Origin of the sequence: Tabrizicola fusiformis, from assembly GCF_013328815.1 — a bacterium.
Classification (GTDB): Bacteria; Pseudomonadota; Alphaproteobacteria; order Rhodobacterales; family Rhodobacteraceae; genus Fuscibacter.
The window spans coordinates 135,658-152,642 of sequence record NZ_JABUHN010000008.1 but is presented as its reverse complement, the minus strand read 5'-3'; the positions used below and the strand labels follow the sequence as shown (position 1 = coordinate 152,642).

The window sequence follows — 16,985 nt, the reverse complement described above, 5'->3', positions numbered from 1 at the left end:
GCCGCAGGTCAGCGGCGCCGGACAAGGGCTAGATCACTGGCAGGCAGCGACGTCGGGCAGCGCGCCTTCGCAGGCGGCTTCCTTGGTGATGTGGCCCGCGTCGATCGCCACGTTCAGCGTTTCGCGGGTGATCGGCGTCGGGGTCAGCAGGATGGCGTTCATTTCAACGCCCTTCTCGCCGCCCGAGAACTTGATCGCACCGGCGACCGAGTCCAGCGCCGCCCCATCGGCCAGAGCCGAGGCGATTTCGCCGGCAGCCTTGCCAAGCTGGCGGGCGTCTTTCCAGACCGAAACGGTCTGCGTGCCGCGTGCCACGCGGTTGATCGCGGCAAGGTCGCCGTCCTGGCCACCCAGCGGAACGTTCAGGCCCTGCGCGGCCAGAGCGGCAGCGGCACCGCCTGCCATGCCGTCGTTCTGCGACAGAACGGCGTCAACGGCGTTGTTGTTGGCGGTGAGGATCTGTTCCATGTTCTTCTGGGCATTCTCGGGCTTCCAGCCGTCCGAGTTCGCTTCGCCGACGATCTTGATATCGCCCGAAGCAACCGCAGCGCCGATCACTTCTTCCATGCCCGAGCGCAGGAAGCCGACGTTCGGGTCACCGGGGTCGCCCTTGATGATGGCATAGTTGCCCTTCGGCGCCAGCTTGAAGACTTCCTGGGCGATGATACGGCCCACACCAACGTTGTCGAAGGTCAGATAGAAGGTGCGGTTGTCTTCGATCAAGCGGTCATAGCCGACGACCGGAATGCCTTCGGCAGCGGCCTTGTCCACGGCCGGGCCGATGGCGTCTTTGTCCCAGGCGTTGATGATCAGGGCATCCACGCCCTGCGCGATCAGCGCGTCAACGTCCGAAAGCTGCTTTTCAGCCGAGGATTGCGCGTCGGCCGAGACGTATTCGTTGCCGGCAGCTTCGATAGCGGCCTTCATCGCAGCTTCGTCGATCTTCCAGCGCTCTTCCTGGAACTGGGCCCAGGACACACCGATTTTCTTGCCTTCCGCCAGGGCAGCCGACGAAAAGCCGACAACCGCCGCAATGGCGACGAGAAGCGCATTACGCATGAATTTCCTCCCAATGGAAACGGCCTCTCCCGGGCCGGTTCGGCGGATTCGCCGTAACGGGGGAAAGATTGCCGCCAATAAATTCAGTTGTCAAAATAAAAATGGCAGTCCAATCTGATGAAGCGCAAGAAACAACGCGATAACCTGCCGCAGCGCAGCAAAATCAGGCGGCATTGCAGCGAAAACCGCGAAGTTTAGTTCAAGTGGCGAAATAATGCTGAGACGGAACAGAGAGGCGATTGCGAAAGACGGGGTGCGGGGCGCTGGCCCGCTGTTCACGCCGCTGTCCGATCTGCAACGCCCGCTGCGCCAACAGGTGTTCGAGCGGGTCCGCGCCGCGGGCCAGATTGCCCGGGTGCAGGTCGCCAAGGATCTGGGCGTCTCGCCTGCCTCGGTCACCACGGTCACCTCGGAACTGATTGCGGCGGGGCTGATCGAAGAGGTTTCCGCCTCACGCGACGGCGATCAGGGGCGCGGGCGGCCGGCGGTGGCGCTGGGCGTGCGGGCCAATGCGCATTTCGTCGCCGGGATGAAGCTGTCGGACCGCGAGCAGACGGCGGTGATCGTCGATTTTGCCGGCAACATGATTGCCGATGATTCCATCCCGCGTCAGCCCGGACCGATGCGCACCAGCGACCTGCTGGACGATCTGGAAACCCTGCTGTCGCGGGTCTGCGCCAAGGCGGGGGTGCCCCGGCATCAGCTTTCTGCGGTGGGCATCGGCGTGCCCGGCTTTGTCGATTTTTCCGAAGGTCTGGTGCTGTGGTCCTCGGTGCTGATCGAGCGGGGGGTGCATCTGGCTGCCGCCGCATCGACCCGGCTGGGGATTCCGGTGGCCGTCGATAACGACGCCAATCTGGTGGCCATGGCAGAGCTGTGGTTCGGTGCAGGGCGCGATCTGTCGGATTTCGCCGTGGTCACGCTGGAACATGGCGTGGGCATGGGGTTCGTGATGAACCACCGGCTCTATCGTGGCGCGCGGAACGTGGGCATGGAGATCGGCCATACCAAGGTGCAACTGGACGGCGCGTTGTGCCGCTGTGGTCAGCGCGGCTGCCTTGAGGCTTATCTGGCCGACTATGCCCTTGCGCGGGAGGCGACGACGGCGCTGAACTGGGGCCACCGTGAAAGCCAGAGCGTTTCGGTTCTGCTGGAAAGCCTGTTTGCCCAGGCCAAGGCGGGCAATGCGACGGCCCGGTCGATCTTTCGCCGGGCCGGGCGCTATCTGGCGGTGGGGCTGGCCAATGTGGTGAACCTGTTCGACCCGGCGCTGATCATCCTCTCGGGTGAGCGGATGCGCTATGACTATCTTTACGCCGAAGACACGCTGGCCGAGATGGCCAATCTGGTGATCCCCACCGGCCGCCCGCCGACCCCGATCGAGATTCACGCCTGGGGCGATCTTCTGTGGTCCCAGGGGGCGGCGGCGCTGGCGCTGGCCCATGTCAGCGACAGCATTCTGGGTGCCGGGCGCGAAAGCGCCGCCTAGTAGTCTTTCTCAAGATAAACGCCGACGCCGGTGGTGCCATCGGAACTGGCCCGCCCGCGCAGCGTGATCGACTTGGACACGTCAAGGTTCAGGTTGATCTGGCTCTTGCCGCTCTGGTCCACGGTGACCTCGCTATAGATGTTGCGGGTCAGGTATTTGCCCGCCGTCAGCTCGGCCCCGCCCGCCGCCGAAGTCTTCACGTCCAGATTGTCGAGGCCAAAGCCCTTGCGCAGCCGGTCCACCACGCCCGAACCGCCCCGGCCCGCCAGCGTGGCCACCGCATTGGCCAGTTGCAGCGCCTGCAGCGCCGACAGGTTTTGCAGGGTCTGCCCGAACAGAAGCTGCGCCAGAACCTCTTCCTCGGGCATGTCGGGAACCGAGGTGAAGCTGACCTTCGGATCGGTCGCCGGACCTTCGATGGTCACGCCGACCGTGGCTGTATCGGTCTCGGTCTGGGCCACGATGCGCAGATAGGGGATCAGCTCGCCCTCCATCTGCAACAGCGCCTCGGACAGGTCGAGCCGCTTACCCAGAATGTCCAGCCGCCCGCGAATCAGGTTGAACGCGCCCGAAGGCACCACCGCCGCCGTGCTGCCCAAAAGCCGCACTTCGCCACCCAGTTCAGCATCAAGACCGCGGCCCCGCACAAAGACCTGATTGGGCGCGGACACCGTGATGTCGAGCCCATAGGCCGGGCCGCCGCCATTTCCGCCGGTGGCAGGCCCGTCCATCTGCCCCGCGCGGGCACGGGTGGCACGCACCGCCGCAGGCTCGGCCAGATGGCGCAGCCCCTCGATGCCCGCCGCGCCGCCAAAGCCGGTCGAAGGCACGCGCAGCTCTGCCCCGGCAAGGGCGAGCCGCCCGGAAATCCGCGCGCCGCCGGCAAGCGGGCCGCTTACCTGCAAATCGCCGTTCACCGTGGTTTCATAAAGCTCGGGGTCGCGCAGAGTCACCCGGCGCAGCCCGACGGTCAGGTCACCCGCAAAAGGCGCGGTCAGCCCGGCGCTGCCTGCCAGGTCGATCTGGCCACCCGTGGTAACCGGCAGCGTGGCATCCAGCACCACCCGCCCGCCGCGCAGATCGGCCCGTGCGGCGATACCCTGCAAGGCAAAGGTCAGGGCAGGGTCAGAAAGCCGGCCCTCGGCCAGATTGACGGTGCCCGACAGCGACGACAGCGCCAGCGGCCCGTTCAGCCGCAGATCGAACCCCAGCCCGCCCTGAACTGCGCGCGGTGCGATAAAGGCATTGGCCAGCGCCGCCTGCGCCTTACCTGTCACGCTCAGATCACCGCTGGCGAAGTCCGGGGACAGCCGCCCGGCCAGCACCGCATCAATACCGCCCGGCCCCTTGCCGACAAGGCGCAGCTCGGTGCCTGCCGCTTGCTGGCTGACTTTGCCTTCAACCGTGAACGGCCCCGGAAATTCGGGCAGGATCAGGCCCAGATTGACCAGCCGCGCCGTGATGTCCAGGGTCTGGACCCCTGCCGAAATGGCGCCCGTGGCGCTGGCTTGCAGTTGCGCGTTTGAAACTTCGGCCCGCTGCACCTGCACAGCACCCTCTTTCAGCGCAAGTTCCAGCGAAACATTGCTTTGCCCCGCCAGAAGTTTGTCCGCCTCGTCCTGGCCAATGCGCAGGCCGCTGCCGGTGGCGTCCAGCGTGGCGGCACCTTCGGTCAGCGTGCCGGTCAGATGTGCCTTGCCCTTGAGCGCCCCGCCATAGCGCGCGCCCATAACCGAGAGATCGGCAAAGGCCAGATCGGCAGTCAGATCGGCGCCGCTGCTGGCGATGCGGCCCTGCGCCGTGGCCGCAAGGCTGGTCGCGGCAAGGGTCAGCTTGCGCAGTTCGGTGCCGGTCTGGTCGCGGCGAGCCGAAAGTTCAACGCGCGAGGTGCCTTTCAGAAGGCCGTCTAGTTCGGGGATACTCGCCGAAAGGTCGGTGCCCTCGGCAGTCACCTCAGCATCGAAGGCGCCGGTCAGCGGGCTGCCACTGCCAAAGACGGTGACCACGCCCGCTCCACCCAGCTTACGCCCGGCAAGGCCAGACAGCCGGCCCATATCGGCCATTTCAGCCTCGGCCCGGCCCGAAATCGTCAGCGCCGCGTCCAGTCCGGTGATTTGCCCGCCCAGACGCGCGCTGTAATCCTCGCCCAACAGGGTCAGCCGTGGGATTGAAACGGCTCCGTCGCCTTGGGTCCAATAGGCCACGGCATCGCCCGACACGAAACTGCCCAGCGCCGCGGCAAGGGCGGGGTCGGTTGGAGAAAGCCCTTCGGCATCAAAGCGGAAGGTGGCGCCGATCCGCGGTGCCGTGCCCCGCGCGATCCGGCCAGACCCCGCAAGCGTCAGCCGCGAGGCGCGGAAATCCGCACGGTCCAGCCCCTGAATGCTGGCCAAGGCACGCCAGCCTTCGTCCTGCGCCGCGTCAAAGCCCAGCGTGATGTCGGCCGAGGTCACCCGCACCGGCAGATCGGTGGTCAGCGGCAGCAGCACCGGCGCCCCATCCGCCGCCGCAATCCGCCCGGTCAGCGCGAAACTGCGCGGCAGCCCGTCGGCGCCCAGTGACAAAGCGCCCTGTAGGGTCAGCGCCTTTGCCGAAAGGTCAAGCTTGCCAAGGTCAAGCCGCCCGTCCGCCTCACGCTGGCCAGTCACCTCCAGCGCCACGCGGTTGCCGAAAAATTCGGCATATTCCGGCAAGAAGAGCGGCGCGAGGTCGCCGGAAAGATCGGCGGCAAAGGCGGTCGCATCCTTGTCTGCCGCCTTGACGGTGATCTGCCCTGCGAGCCGGTCCACCCCGTCGGTGGCCAGCGCCACATCGGTGGCAAAGTCACTGAACGGCCCTTCGCCCCGGATTTCCAGCGAAGCGGCAGGTGTGCCGGGCAAACCCAGAAGTGTGGCCGCGATGCCACCCGCGCCCTCACGCGCGGACAGGTCCAGCGACAGGCGCTGACTGGCATTGGAATAATCGGCTGTCAGCGCAATCGCCCCCTCGGGGCCATCGTCGGTGCGATCCAGTGTCAGGCTGGCCTTGCCCTCACCGCCGATCAGGCTGACCGAGGCGGCAAAGCTGCCCTCCACCGCGCTGCCCAGAACGGTGGGGCCCAGCACGATCCGTTTCGCCTCGACCTTGGAGATATCCACCGAAACCGGCAATTCAGGCAACGCAAAGGTGCCTGCCTCGGGCGAGGGGGCGCTTTCGCCCGGCTGCGGCAGGCGGTCCAGCACGATTTCGGCAGCAGAGAGTTCGTTGACCGAAACTGCGCCCGAAAGCAGGGCCGACCGATTCCAGTCCAGCGCGACATCCTTCAGCGTCAGCCAGACCCCGGTATCGTCGGCTATGGTCAGTTGTTCGATCGTCGCCCGCGACGACAGCGCCCCGGCAAAGCCGGTGATTGAAACTTGCCGCCCGGCGCCGGAAAGATTGTCTTCCAGAAGCGCCTGCAGATAGCCACGGTCATCGGCCAGCGCGGGCAGCGGCAAAAGGCCGATGGCAAGAACCAGATACCGCATCAGAACGCCTGCCCCAAGCCAACATAGATTTGAAGTCCGTCGCCGGTCTTGCCACCCGCGGGCATTGCAAGGTCAAGCCGGATCGGCCCGACGCCGGTGGCATAGCGCAGGCCCAGCCCGGCGCCCGCGTGCCAGTCGCCGACATCGCCGAAGAAGCCCAACGCATCGACCCGGCCCACATCGAAGAAACCGACCACGCCGATCTTTTCGGTGATCTTCGCCCGCCCCTCAATCGAGGCGGCCAGAAACTGGGTGCCCCCGGTGCGGAAACTGTCCGGCCCGTTGCGCAGCACATTCACGCCCAGCGACTGATAGGGCTGCCCGCGCACCGTGCCGCCGCCGCCCGAGTAGAAGAGATAGTCGCGCGGCGTGCCCAGCAGGCTGGCACCCAATATCGCCCCCGCCTGCACCCGCGCCGCCAGCACGAAACGCTCTTCGTCGCCAAAACCGCGATAGCCACGCAGATCCAGCGCCAGCCGCGCTCCGCTGTCGGTGATGCCAAAGCCAAGGAAGGGTTTCAGCTTGGCATCCACATAAAAGCCTTTGGTGGCGTCGGTCTTGCTGTTGCGCCGGTCCCATGTCAGCGCCAGCGGCAGCGACAGGTTGCGATAAAGGTTCACGCCGGTTTCGTCCGTGACACGGGCATATTCGTAACCAAAGCCCGCGCTGCCCGAGAGGCTGTCGGAAAACACATGGCTCAGGCCCAGCGTGACGCCAAAGAGGTCGGCGGCGAAATCCTCTTGGTCCAGCTTGGCCAGTGTGGTTTCAAAGGTCAGCGTGGTGTCGGGCGTGAATGTGGCCGGGCGCGACAGGGTCAGACCCAGCGTATAGTCAATCCCGCTGGTTGCCGCGCCGATATTGGTGATGGCGCCGGAAATCTGCAGCCGCTCGCCCCCGCCGAACAGATTGCGGTGCAGCCAGCCGCCGGTCAGCGACACGCCGTCAAAACTGGCAAGTTCGGCGCCGAAAGTGTAGCGGCGGGGCTTTTCCTCGATCACCGTGGCGGTGATCGGCAGAAGGTCGGGCGACAGGATCCGCTCGGCCTCGGTCAGGGTGACCGAGCTGAAGACGCCCGAACGACGCAGACGCGACTTTGCGGCCTCAAGCTCGGCGGGGTCATAGACCTCACCCTCCGGCAGGCCGGTGATGGCGCGCACCCGCTCGGTCCGCATCCTTTTGTTGCCCTCGATCGTCAGCGGGCCAAAGCGCAGGCGCGGGCCGGGGTCCAGCGTTACATCGGCCGAAAGCGTGGCCGCGCGGTGGTCGGCCACCACATCCTGCGCGGCGGCGCGCGCCTTGGCATGACCCTCGCCGCGCCAGGCGTCGATGCCCGCTGTGACAGCCGACAGAACCTGACCGCTTTCGGCGGGTTTGCCGGGGGCAAATCCCTGGGGGATTTCGGCATCGCGCGGCAGGGGATGGACGCTGGCGCGCGAAAAGGTAAAAGCCGGGCCGGGTTCGACCACAACTTCGATCCGGTCGATCCGTGAAGGCGCGTCCAAGGGCGCGATCGACGCCGCCTCGCGCCCGTCGATATAGACGTGGATCACGCCCGAGTAATGCCCGGCGGCATAAAGCGCATTCAAAAGGGCGCCGTATTCGGCCCGCGCATCAGCGAAAAGATCTTGTGCCGCGCTGTTTCCGGCCTTCTCTTGACCCAGCAGGACGGATGCGCCCCGCAGGATGTCTTCCAGCGCCTTGTCTGCGCCGGGCGCCCGAAAAACCAGTGTTTCCAAGGCCCCCGCCCCGGGGGTGATCAGCCCGAAGGCCGCCGATAGCACCAGAACTCGGCCCAGACCCCGGGCGCCAACACCAAACATCGCATCCCCCACAAGTGGTTGTAGGATTATCCCAGCCTTGGCCGCAAAGGGCAATCCGCCGCAGATCAATTTCCCGGTCCGGGCCTGCAATAGGCATCTATCCGCAAGGGGCGCTTTGTGGCTATTTGATAGCGCAAACGTTTACGGAGGAGAACGCCTTGCCCTTGACCCATCGGATCAATCGCCGGGCGCTTCTGGGCGCTGCCGCCATGCCTTTGCTGCTGTCGCTGCCCCGCTCTGCGCAGGCGGCCCCGGATGGGGCGGCGGTGCTGGCCGACTGGTATCGTCTGGTGCTGGAGCTGGTGCGCCACACCGCCACCTATTCGCCGCCCGTGGCCAGCCGGTCCTTCGCCTATCTGGGCATCACCCTGCACGAGGCGCTTGTGGGCGGGCCGGGCGGTCTGGTCTCGCTGGCGGGGCAGGTGCAGGGGCTGACACCGCCGCCCGCCGCGCCGAAGGGGCTGGATGCGGCCTTTGTGCTGCAAGGGGCCTTCACCACGGCGGTTCCGGCGCTGTTCAGCCGCACCGGCCCCACCGGGCAGCGTGCCATGGCGGCGATGGCCGCGCAGCAGGACAAGGTGCTGTCCGGCGGTGCCGATGCCGCAACCGAGGCGGCCAGCCGTGCCCATGGCGCGGCGATTGCCGCCCATATCCTTGCCTGGGCCGAAACCGATGGTGGCGCCGAGATCGAGAACATGGGTTTCCCCATGGAGGCCGCCAAGGACAAGCTGCCGTCGCAATGGGTGCCCACCTCGAAAGTGGCGGTGCAACAGGCGCCGCTTCTGCCCTATTGGGGCACGGTGCGGACCTTTGTGCTGGCTTCGGGCGCCGATTGCGGCTTGCCGCCGCCGCCTGACTACAGCGAAGAGCCCGGCTCGGCCTTCTATAACGAGGCGAAAGAGGTCTATGACACCTCGCGCAGCCTGACGGATGAGCAAAAGCTGATCGCGCGGTTCTGGTCGGATGATCCGATGCTGTCCTCGACCCCGCCCGGGCACTGGATTTCCATTGTGCTGGAAATCTTTGCCCGCGACGCCACCCCGGTTGACCGGCAGGCCGAGGTTCTGGCGCTTCTGGGCATTGCGGTGGCCGATGCCTTCATCGCCTGCTGGGATGCCAAGTTCCGCTATGATCTGGTCCGGCCCCTGACCTATATCCGCCGGGTGATCGACCCGAAATGGGAGCCGTTGCTGAACACCCCGCCCTTCCCGGAATATCCCTCGGGGCATTCGACACAATCGGGGGCAGCGGCGGGGGTGCTGACGGCGCTGTTCGGCGAGGGTTTTGCTTTCGAGGATGGTGCCCATGCCGATGACGGGCTGCCGGTGCGCCCCTTTACGAGCTTTGCCGAAGCCGCGAACGAGGCGGCCATTTCGCGCCTGTATGGCGGCATCCACTTCCGCGCGGCGATCGAGCAGGGTCTGGCCCAGGGGGCCTGCATCGCGGCCAAGGTCGCGCAACTGAAAACCCGGGAGGCATGATGCGCAGCCTGATCGCCCTGATTCTGCTGGCCGCGCCCGCGCTTGCGCAGGAGCCGCTTGCGCCGAAATACCTTGAGGAAACCGCCACGGCGGGCCTGTCCACCGCCTATATGGGCGATTGGCAATATATGGTGGGTGGCGGTGCTGCCGTGTTCGATTGCGACGGCGACGGCGCGCAGGATCTGTTCCTGTCGGGCGGCGAAGCGCCCTCGGGTCTCTATCGCAACCTGTCCGAAAAGGGCGGTCCGCTGCGCTTTGAAAAGCGCGACAGCGGGCTTGAGATCGACGCGGTGACCGGCGCCTGGCCGCTGGATGTCAACGGCGACGGCAATGTCGATCTGGCGGTGCTGCGGGTCGGGGCCAACAAGCTGATGCGAGGGCTGGGCGATTGCCGGTTCGACGATGCCAGCGCCGACTGGAACTTTGACGGCGGTGACGCATGGTCCACCGCCTTTGCTGCGCGGTGGGAGCCGGGGGCGGATTGGCCCACCCTTGCCGTGGGCAATTACATCGACCGCAAGGAAGAGGCGTTCCCATGGGGCTCTTGCACGCCGAATTGGCTGCACATGCCCGCCGAAAGCGGCGGCTTCGCCCCACCCGAGGAATTGCTGCCCAGCTTCTGTGCGCTGTCGATCCTGTTCTCGGACTGGGCCGGTCAGGGCTTTTCCGACCTGCGGGTCTCGAATGACCGTGAATATTACAAGGGCGGGCAAGAGCAGCTTTGGCACATCAAGCGCCACGAAGACCCCCGGCTTTATACCGAGGCCGAGGGCTGGAAGCGGTTGCGCATCTGGGGCATGGGCATCGCCTCGCGCGATCTGGATGCCGATGGCGATACCGAACTGTTCCTGACGTCAATGGCCGATAACAAGCTGCAATCGCTGGTGCCGCCGCCCGAGGGCAAGCCGGTGGCGCCGGTTTATGAGGATCAGGCGTTTGCCCGGGGGGTTACCGCCCACCGGCCCTATACGGGCGGCGACCTGCACCCTTCGACCGCCTGGCACGCGCAATTCGAAGATGTGAACAACGACGGGCTGGCCGATCTCTTCGTGGCCAAGGGCAATGTCTCGTCCATGCCGGATTTTGCGATGAAAGACCCCAACAACCTGTTGGTGCAGAAAGCCGATGGCAAGTTTGCCGAAATGGGCGATATCGCAGGTGTGGCCAGCATGGGCAATGCCCGCGGCGGTGCGCTGGCCGATTTCAACCGGGATGGCCTGATGGATCTGGTGGTGGTGAACCGCTGGGAACCCGCACAGATCTGGCGCAACGTGACGGCGGGGGCGGGCGGCTTCCTGCAACTCGCGCTGGCTGATGAGGGCGACAACCGCAATGCCATCGGCGCATGGATCGAGGTTGAGGCGGATGGCCACAGGCAGCGGCGCGAAATTACCGTGGGCGGCGGCCATGGCGGCGGGCAGCTTGGCTGGACGCATTTCGGGCTGGGTGCGGCGACGCTGGCCAAGGTGCGGGTGATCTGGCCAGATGGCGCCGCGGGCGATTGGATGGAGCTGGCGCCCGGGTTCTACCGGGTGACCCGGGCGGGCGCCGAAGCGCAGCCCTAGGGCGACTGGCGCCGGGCGCGTTGGCGCTCGGCGTCCACCGCGGCGCCGATCAGCACGGCATAGGCGGACAGATACAGCCACATCATCAGCGCGGCCACCGCGCCGATAGACCCATAAACCCTGTTATAGCTGGGAAAATTCGACAGGTAGAGCATGAAGCCCTTGGTCACCAGCACCCAGAGGACCACCGCCACCAAAAGCCCCCAAGACAGAAGCGGCGGCGCGCTGGGCCCATGGTTGGGCCCAAGGCGAAAGGCCAGCCCGACCGCCAGAACCCCCAGAAGGACTGCCAGACCAAGGTTTGTGGTGCTGGCCATCCGTGTCCAGAGCGGACCTTCGGGTAGGAACGTGGCCAGCAAGGGCACCACCAGCGCCATCACCATCGCCGCCAGAACCAGCCCGATCAGCACGAAGGTCAGGAACATCGCCCGCAACTGATGCCGGTGCCCGGCGCGGTTCGGCCGCTGATGAATGGCATTCAGCCCGCGGATCAGCGCCGCCGCCCCGGCCCGTGCCGACCACAGGGCCAGCGCCGTGGGCAAGAGTGTGGTCAGCCCGAAATTCGAGGAGGAAACCGCCAGCAACTGCTCGACCTGATTTGACAGAAGGGTGAAGACATCCGGCGGCACCACGGGCCGCAGAAGCTGCATCTCCTGCCGGATCATCGCCGGGTCCGACACAAACCCCCAGAGCGCAATCACCGCAGCCGCTGCCGGAAAGATGGCAAGAAAGGCGTAAAAGGCCACCCCGGCCGCGATTAGGTCAAGCTCGGCCTGCTCGGTCCGGCGGTAGAACCGCCAGAAGGCCGCCATTGCGTTGGGGGGCAGGAAAGGAATGCGCATGGCGTCAGGATGGGCCAGCGCGCGCGCGGCGGCAAGGGGTCAGCCCTCGCCCTCCATCTTTACCCGCAATTCGCGCAGCACCGGCAAGAGGGCGCGCACCTTGTCGGCGCCAAGGGCGCCCACCACATCGGAAATCAGCGGCACGACGGCAGCCACCGCGGCATCGCGCGCCGCCCTGCCTGCGGGCGAGATGGCGACGAATTTCTGCCGGGCATCATCCCAATCGGGCCGGATATGGATATGCCCGGCCCATTCCAGCCGCGACAAGGTGTTGGTCATCGCCCCCCGCGTCACATGGAAGGCGCGGGCAAGCTGGGCCGGGGTGCGCTCATCCCCGATCCGGGCCAGATGGTTCAGCACCGAGAAATGCGACAGTTCCATCCCCTTGGGCAGCGCCTTGGAGATGCGGTTGCGGGCGAGCTGATCGGCCATGAACAACTCTCCGAACAGGGTGATCGCCAGATCGTCGGTGCGCTCGTTCATGGCGCGTCAAACTCGCGGTCGTGAGAGAGCGAGGGCACACGGGCGCGGGCTTTGGCCACCTGATCAAGGTCCAGATCGACAAAGGTCACCCCCGGCGCCGTTCCGGCATCGGCCAGCACCTCGCCCCAGGGCGCGATGGCCAGCGAATGGCCATAGGTGCGGCGGGTGCCGGGACCATGCGCTTCGGGATGCAGGCCGGTTTGCGCCGGGGCCAGCACGAAGCAGCCGGTCTCGATCGCCCGGGCGCGCAGCAGGGTTTCCCAATGGGCGGCGCCGGTGATGTGGTTGAAGGCGGCGGGCACAGTCAGGATCTGCGCCCCGGCCTTGGCAAGACGGCGGTAGAGATGGGGGAACCGCACATCATAGCAGACCGTCATGCCGATCTTGGCAAAGGGCGTTTCGGCGACCACGGCCTGCGCGCCGGGCCTATAGGCCGCGCTTTCGCGGTAAACCTCGGTTTCCGAGACATTCACGTCGAACATATGGATCTTGTCATAACGCGCGGCCACGGCGCCATCCGGCCCGATCAGCAGGCTGCGGTTGGCAAACCGCCCATCGGCATCCTGTGTCAGCACCCCGAGCGAGCCGATCAGCAGCCAGATACCAAGACCGGCTGCCTGTTTGCGCAGCGCGGCCAGCGTCGGGTCATCCTCTTCCTGCCGCAGCACGGCGCGTTGATGCGTGCGGTTCGACGACAGTATATTGCTGCACTCCGGCGTCAGCACGAAACCCGCACCGCCCGCAGCCGCCTCGGCAATCCGGGCCTGCGTGACGGCCAGATTGGCCGCCGGATCGTCGGAAACCGTAAGCTGGATCAGCGCCGCGCGGATCATGCCAGCATCGGGTCCAGTTTGCCGTCATAGTCCAGCGCGTGCAGGTCGTCGCTGCCGCCGACATGGGTGCCACCGATGAAGATTTGCGGCACCGTGCGGCGCCCGCCCGCCCGCTCGGTCATGGCGATGCGCAGCGACGGGTCGCGCGATACGTCAATCTCGGCAAAGCCGACGCCCTTTTTCGCGAGCAGCCGCTTGGCAGCAAGGCAATAGGGGCAGGTGGGCGTGGTGTAGATTTCGACGGATTTCATGGGCCGATCCTTTGCAGTCGCGGTAACTATAAGGATTTAGGCATCCTTCGCAACGCGGGCCAGCACCAGAACGGAAACCCCCGTTGCGCCGCCTGCAACGCAGGCTTCGGCGGCGGCGGCCAGCGTGGCACCCGAAGTCATCACATCATCGACCAGCAGCACATGCCGCCCCTCGACCCGCGTAGCGCGGCGGGGGTGCAGCACCAGCGCATCGGCAAGGTTGGCAAAGCGTGCGTTGCGGTCCCGCCCCTCTTGGCTGGGCGTGCTGCGACGGCGGATGAGCAGATCGGGGCAGTGGTCAAGCCCGGCATGACGGGCCACGGCAGCCGACAACAGCGCCGACTGATTGTAGCGGCGTTTGAGCAGCCGCAGCCAGTGCAGCGGCACCGGCGCCACCAGCATTCCTGGTAGCAGAATCGGCGCCGCCGCCCGCAGCATCCACTGCGCCGCCGAGCGGGCCAGATCCAGCCGGTCACCATGTTTGAGCGACAGCACGATCTGCCGCGCATTGTCCTTATAGAGAAGTGCCGCCCGCCCCCGGCTCCATGGGCGGGCGATGGCAAGGCAATCGTCGCAATGCACCGGCTTGCCGTCATCCGCGCCCGGCAGGGGGGTGCCGCAGAGATCGCAGACCAGCCCGGCGACAAAGGGCGTCTCGCGCCAGCAGCGGCCGCAGAGGCCGAAATCGCTGGTGACCAGCGCATCGCAGGTAAGGCATTGCGGCGGGTAGACCAGATGCAGCGCCACTTGCAATCCCATCGCTTCCCCCTATGGTCCGCGCCCATGACGCCGCCGATCCTGACAGACCGGGCCGCCTTGGCCCGCCACCGCGCCCGCGCCACCGCGTTCTTCCTGCAGGAAGAGGCGCGCGACGAGATTCAGGAGAGACTCACCGAGGTTAACAGAACCTTTACGACGCCGGTGGTGGTGAGCGGTTTTCCCGCCCTGTGGCCGGATTTCCCGGTGGTGGCGGATGACGAAACGCTGGATCTGCATCAGGGCGCCCATGATCTGGTGATCCACGCGCTTGCGCTGCATTGGGCGAATGACCCGGTGGGGCAATTGGTGCAATGCCGCCGTGCCTTGCAACCCGACGGGCTGTTTCTGGGTCTGATGTTCGGCGGCCAGACGCTGCACGAACTCCGCGCCTGTCTGGCCGAGGCTGAGGCAGAGGTGACGGGCGGGCTTTCGCCCCGGGTGCTGCCGATGGGCGAAATCCGTGACCTTGGCGCGCTGTTGCAGCGCGCGGGTTTCGCACTGCCGGTGGCCGACAGCTATACCAAGACCGTGCTTTACCGCGATGCCTTGCACCTGATGGCCGATCTGCGGGCGATGGGGGAAGGCAATGCGCTGATGGCGCGGCTGCGGCGCCCGACGCGGCGGGCGGTGCTGGCCCGGGCGATGGCGCTTTATCACGAGCGATTCGCCACGGCTGACGGCCGTATCCCCGCGACGTTCGAGGTGATCGCGCTCACCGGCTGGGCCCCGCATGACAGCCAGCAGAAACCGCTGCGCCCCGGCTCGGCCGCGACCCGGCTGGCAGAGGCGCTGCATGCGGCGGAACGCCCGCTTCCGCGCGAGAACGGTTGACCGCGCGGCGCGGCGGGTTATCTCGGATGCAAAGCGAGCGAGGGAGCAAGCGATGAGCGACAGGACAGGGCGTCTGGCCCATGCCCCGGCGGATCACCCGGCGGTGAAACCGGCCAAGGTCGGCGTGTTGCTGGCCAATCTCGGCACGCCCGACAATTATGACTATTGGTCGATGCGCCGGTATCTGAGCGAGTTTCTGTCCGACAAGCGGGTGATCGACATTCCCGACTGGAAGTGGCAGCCGCTGTTGCAGCTTATCATCCTGACCAAACGCCCTTTCACCAGCGGCGCGAATTACAAGCTGATCTGGAACCACGACAAGGGCGAAAGCCCGCTGATGACCATTACCAAGGATCAGACCGCAGCCATCGCTGCACGGCTGGCGGCGGAATATGGCGATACCGTCATGGTCGATTTCTGTATGCGCTACGGCAACCCCTCAACCGCGTCAAAGGTGCGGGCGATGGTGGCGGCGGGCTGCGAGAAGATCCTGTTTTTCCCGCTGTATCCGCATTACGCGGGGGCCACCTCGGCCACGGCAAATGATGCGTTCTTCGCGGCTTTGGCCAAGGAAAAACGCCAGCCCGCGGCGCGCACCGTGCCCGAATATTTCGAGCATCCCTTGTATATCGAGGCGCTGGCGCAATCGGTCGAGCGGGCCTATGCCGCGCTGCCGCAGCGGCCCGACCTGTTGATTGCCAGTTATCACGGGATGCCGAAACGCTATCTGATGGAGGGTGACCCCTATCACTGCCAGTGCCAGAAAACCTCGCGCCTTCTGCGCGAACGTCTGGGCTGGGACAAGGGAGAGATCGTGACGACCTTCCAGTCGGTCTTTGGCCGCGAGGAATGGCTGCGGCCCTATACGGTTGAGCATGTCGCGGAACTGGCGCGGCAGGGCAAGAAGCGGATTGCGGTTATGGCCCCCGCTTTTTCCGCCGATTGCATTGAAACGCTTGAGGAAATCAACGGCGAAATCCGCGAGAGTTTCCTGCACGCGGGGGGCGAGGAGTTCACCTATATTCCCTGCCTGAACGACGAGGCTGCGCATATTGATGCGCTGACCGCCGTGATCGGCGATAATCTGCAGGGCTGGGTGCAGGCCGGACGCTAACGCGCCCGGCCAGACGCCATATCAGCCGCGCTCGCCGCCACCCGACGACGACACAGCAGCCGCGATCACCAGCAAGAGCAGGATCGGGACGATGATTCCCGAAGCCGAAGATGAGGTGGCGGCGGCCACAACTTCTTCTTCCATCACCGGCTCGGCCACGCCGCCCGCAAAAGCAGTCGTGGCGGCCAGCGAGAGGGCGGCGGCAAGGGCAATCTTTTTCATGGTCAGCTCCAATATTTCAAGTCTGCGGGCTACAGGTGCGTAGCCCTTTGATCACAAGCTTTCGCCGCCACCCGAGGACGACGACACGGCGGCCGCGACAATCAGAAGCAGCAGCAGGGGCACGATAACCCCGGAAGCCGAAGACGAGGTGGCTGCGGCGACAACTTCTTCTTCCATCACCGGCTCGGCCACGCCGCCCGCAAAAGCGGTGGTGGCGGCCAGCGAGAGGGCGGCGGCAAGGGCGATCTTTTTCATTCAGCACTCCATTTGGCAGGCCGGGGGCAGAACTCCCGGCGCTCCTGGCGGAAGGCCAGCGGGCAGGTCGAAGATTGCAGAGGCAATGCAATCTGGCAAACAAACGAAAAATCGCAGCACAGTTTCACCTGCGCTGCGATTTTCCTACAACAGTCAGCGGTCAGGATGTGACCGCAAAGCCCTGTCGGCTTACCGCGGCTCGCTGCCCGAGGACGACGAAACGGCGGCGGCAATCACCAAAAGCAGCAGGATCGGGACGATGATCCCCGAAGCCGAAGACGAGGTGGCTGCGGCGACAACTTCTTCTTCCATCACCGGCTCGGCGACGCCACCGGCGAAAGCGGTGGTGGCGGCCAGCGAGAGGGCGGCGGCAAGGGCGATCTTTTTCATTCAGCACTCCATTTGGCAGGCCAAGACATGCGTGTCCGGCGCTCCTGGCGGAAGGCCAGTGGGCAGGCCGAAGATTGCAGAGGCG

General features: G+C 65.9%; 16 protein-coding genes. 5 read left to right on the top strand and 11 right to left on the bottom strand.

Annotated features, from left to right (window positions below; genetic code table 11):
• Positions 1-33: 33 nt before the first annotated feature.
• Positions 34-1,059, bottom strand: a complete 1,026-nt coding sequence (locus HS053_RS14315) for a substrate-binding domain-containing protein (protein WP_174211939.1) — start codon at positions 1,057-1,059, stop codon at positions 34-36.
• 214 nt (positions 1,060-1,273) lie between these two features.
• Between HS053_RS14315 and HS053_RS14310 the strand changes: the two genes are divergently transcribed.
• Positions 1,274-2,548 carry an ROK family transcriptional regulator gene (locus HS053_RS14310; protein ID WP_174211938.1) on the top strand — a complete coding sequence of 425 codons (1,275 nt, stop codon included), beginning with the start codon at positions 1,274-1,276 and terminating at the stop codon, positions 2,546-2,548.
• Here the strand turns inward: HS053_RS14310 and HS053_RS14305 are convergent.
• A complete protein-coding gene (locus tag HS053_RS14305) occupies positions 2,545-6,054 on the bottom strand; it encodes a translocation/assembly module TamB domain-containing protein (RefSeq protein WP_174211937.1) in 3,510 nt (1,169 codons plus the stop codon). The genes HS053_RS14310 and HS053_RS14305 overlap by 4 nt on opposite strands.
• Positions 6,054-7,874 carry an autotransporter assembly complex protein TamA gene (locus tag HS053_RS14300; RefSeq protein ID WP_174211936.1) on the bottom strand — a complete coding sequence of 607 codons (1,821 nt, stop codon included), beginning with the start codon at positions 7,872-7,874 and terminating at the stop codon, positions 6,054-6,056. The genes HS053_RS14305 and HS053_RS14300 overlap by 1 nt, the downstream gene beginning before the upstream one ends.
• Before the next feature lie 158 nt (positions 7,875-8,032).
• Here HS053_RS14300 and HS053_RS14295 point away from each other — a divergent pair, with 158 nt between their 5' ends.
• Both HS053_RS14295 and HS053_RS14290 read left to right on the top strand, forming a co-directional pair.
• A complete protein-coding gene (locus HS053_RS14295; RefSeq protein ID WP_206677612.1) occupies positions 8,033-9,355 on the top strand; it encodes a vanadium-dependent haloperoxidase in 1,323 nt (440 codons plus the stop codon).
• On the top strand, positions 9,355-10,920 hold the full coding sequence (locus HS053_RS14290; protein ID WP_241699870.1) for a CRTAC1 family protein: 1,566 nt from the start codon (positions 9,355-9,357) through the stop codon (positions 10,918-10,920). Before HS053_RS14295 ends, HS053_RS14290 begins: the two co-directional genes overlap by 1 nt.
• Here HS053_RS14290 and HS053_RS14285 read toward each other — a convergent pair.
• The 5 genes from HS053_RS14285 to HS053_RS14265 are packed head-to-tail and all read right to left on the bottom strand — an operon-like array spanning position 10,917 to position 14,088.
• Complete coding sequence (locus tag HS053_RS14285; protein ID WP_174211934.1) at positions 10,917-11,762, bottom strand: YihY/virulence factor BrkB family protein; 846 nt, start codon at positions 11,760-11,762, stop codon at positions 10,917-10,919. The two genes, HS053_RS14290 and HS053_RS14285, sit on opposite strands and share 4 nt — an antisense overlap.
• Before the next feature lie 39 nt (positions 11,763-11,801).
• Positions 11,802-12,245, bottom strand: coding sequence for a MarR family winged helix-turn-helix transcriptional regulator (locus HS053_RS14280; protein WP_174211933.1), 444 nt, complete (start codon positions 12,243-12,245; stop codon positions 11,802-11,804).
• Positions 12,242-13,075 carry a carbon-nitrogen hydrolase family protein gene (locus HS053_RS14275; RefSeq protein ID WP_174212004.1) on the bottom strand — a complete coding sequence of 278 codons (834 nt, stop codon included), beginning with the start codon at positions 13,073-13,075 and terminating at the stop codon, positions 12,242-12,244. The genes HS053_RS14280 and HS053_RS14275 overlap by 4 nt, the downstream gene beginning before the upstream one ends.
• Positions 13,075-13,329: a glutaredoxin 3 gene (grxC, locus tag HS053_RS14270; protein WP_174211932.1), complete on the bottom strand. Its 255-nt coding sequence runs from the start codon at positions 13,327-13,329 to the stop codon at positions 13,075-13,077. Before grxC ends, HS053_RS14275 begins: the two co-directional genes overlap by 1 nt.
• Positions 13,330-13,365: 36 nt before the next feature.
• Positions 13,366-14,088: a double zinc ribbon domain-containing protein gene (locus HS053_RS14265; RefSeq protein ID WP_174211931.1), complete on the bottom strand. Its 723-nt coding sequence runs from the start codon at positions 14,086-14,088 to the stop codon at positions 13,366-13,368.
• 24 nt (positions 14,089-14,112) lie between these two features.
• Here HS053_RS14265 and HS053_RS14260 point away from each other — a divergent pair, with 24 nt between their 5' ends.
• Positions 14,113-14,919: a methyltransferase domain-containing protein gene (locus HS053_RS14260; RefSeq protein ID WP_174211930.1), complete on the top strand. Its 807-nt coding sequence runs from the start codon at positions 14,113-14,115 to the stop codon at positions 14,917-14,919.
• A gap of 52 nt (positions 14,920-14,971) precedes the next feature.
• Positions 14,972-16,033: a ferrochelatase gene (gene hemH, locus HS053_RS14255; protein ID WP_174211929.1), complete on the top strand. Its 1,062-nt coding sequence runs from the start codon at positions 14,972-14,974 to the stop codon at positions 16,031-16,033.
• A gap of 21 nt (positions 16,034-16,054) precedes the next feature.
• Here the strand turns inward: hemH and HS053_RS14250 are convergent, their stop codons facing one another.
• The 3 genes from HS053_RS14250 to HS053_RS14240 all read right to left on the bottom strand — a co-directional run bounded on the left by HS053_RS14250 (position 16,055) and on the right by HS053_RS14240 (position 16,900).
• Positions 16,055-16,255 carry a hypothetical protein gene (locus HS053_RS14250; RefSeq protein ID WP_174211928.1) on the bottom strand — a complete coding sequence of 67 codons (201 nt, stop codon included), beginning with the start codon at positions 16,253-16,255 and terminating at the stop codon, positions 16,055-16,057.
• 51 nt (positions 16,256-16,306) lie between these two features.
• Positions 16,307-16,510: a hypothetical protein gene (locus tag HS053_RS14245; RefSeq protein ID WP_174211927.1), complete on the bottom strand. Its 204-nt coding sequence runs from the start codon at positions 16,508-16,510 to the stop codon at positions 16,307-16,309.
• Between the two features lie 189 nt (positions 16,511-16,699).
• A complete protein-coding gene (locus HS053_RS14240) occupies positions 16,700-16,900 on the bottom strand; it encodes a hypothetical protein (RefSeq protein ID WP_174211926.1) in 201 nt (66 codons plus the stop codon).
• Between the last annotated feature and the right edge of the window lie 85 nt (positions 16,901-16,985).

Bases quoted from the DNA above. Each gene is read 5' to 3' on its own strand.
- HS053_RS14300 (WP_174211936.1), bottom strand. From the start codon at position 7,874: ATGTTTGGTGTTGGCGCCCGGGGTCTGGGCCGAGTTCTGGTGCTATCG.
- HS053_RS14245 (WP_174211927.1), bottom strand. From the start codon at position 16,510: ATGAAAAAGATCGCCCTTGCCGCCGCCCTCTCGCTGGCCGCCACCACC.
- HS053_RS14265 (WP_174211931.1), bottom strand. From the start codon at position 14,088: ATGGGATTGCAAGTGGCGCTGCATCTGGTCTACCCGCCGCAATGCCTT.
- HS053_RS14310 (WP_174211938.1), top strand. From the start codon at position 1,274: ATGCTGAGACGGAACAGAGAGGCGATTGCGAAAGACGGGGTGCGGGGC.
- HS053_RS14260 (WP_174211930.1), top strand. From the start codon at position 14,113: ATGACGCCGCCGATCCTGACAGACCGGGCCGCCTTGGCCCGCCACCGC.
- HS053_RS14240 (WP_174211926.1), bottom strand. From the start codon at position 16,900: ATGAAAAAGATCGCCCTTGCCGCCGCCCTCTCGCTGGCCGCCACCACC.
- HS053_RS14285 (WP_174211934.1), bottom strand. From the start codon at position 11,762: ATGCGCATTCCTTTCCTGCCCCCCAACGCAATGGCGGCCTTCTGGCGG.
- HS053_RS14280 (WP_174211933.1), bottom strand. From the start codon at position 12,245: ATGAACGAGCGCACCGACGATCTGGCGATCACCCTGTTCGGAGAGTTG.
- grxC (WP_174211932.1), bottom strand. From the start codon at position 13,329: ATGAAATCCGTCGAAATCTACACCACGCCCACCTGCCCCTATTGCCTT.
- HS053_RS14305 (WP_174211937.1), bottom strand. From the start codon at position 6,054: ATGCGGTATCTGGTTCTTGCCATCGGCCTTTTGCCGCTGCCCGCGCTG.
- HS053_RS14250 (WP_174211928.1), bottom strand. From the start codon at position 16,255: ATGAAAAAGATTGCCCTTGCCGCCGCCCTCTCGCTGGCCGCCACGACT.
- hemH (WP_174211929.1), top strand. From the start codon at position 14,972: ATGAGCGACAGGACAGGGCGTCTGGCCCATGCCCCGGCGGATCACCCG.
- HS053_RS14315 (WP_174211939.1), bottom strand. From the start codon at position 1,059: ATGCGTAATGCGCTTCTCGTCGCCATTGCGGCGGTTGTCGGCTTTTCG.
- HS053_RS14290 (WP_241699870.1), top strand. From the start codon at position 9,355: ATGCGCAGCCTGATCGCCCTGATTCTGCTGGCCGCGCCCGCGCTTGCG.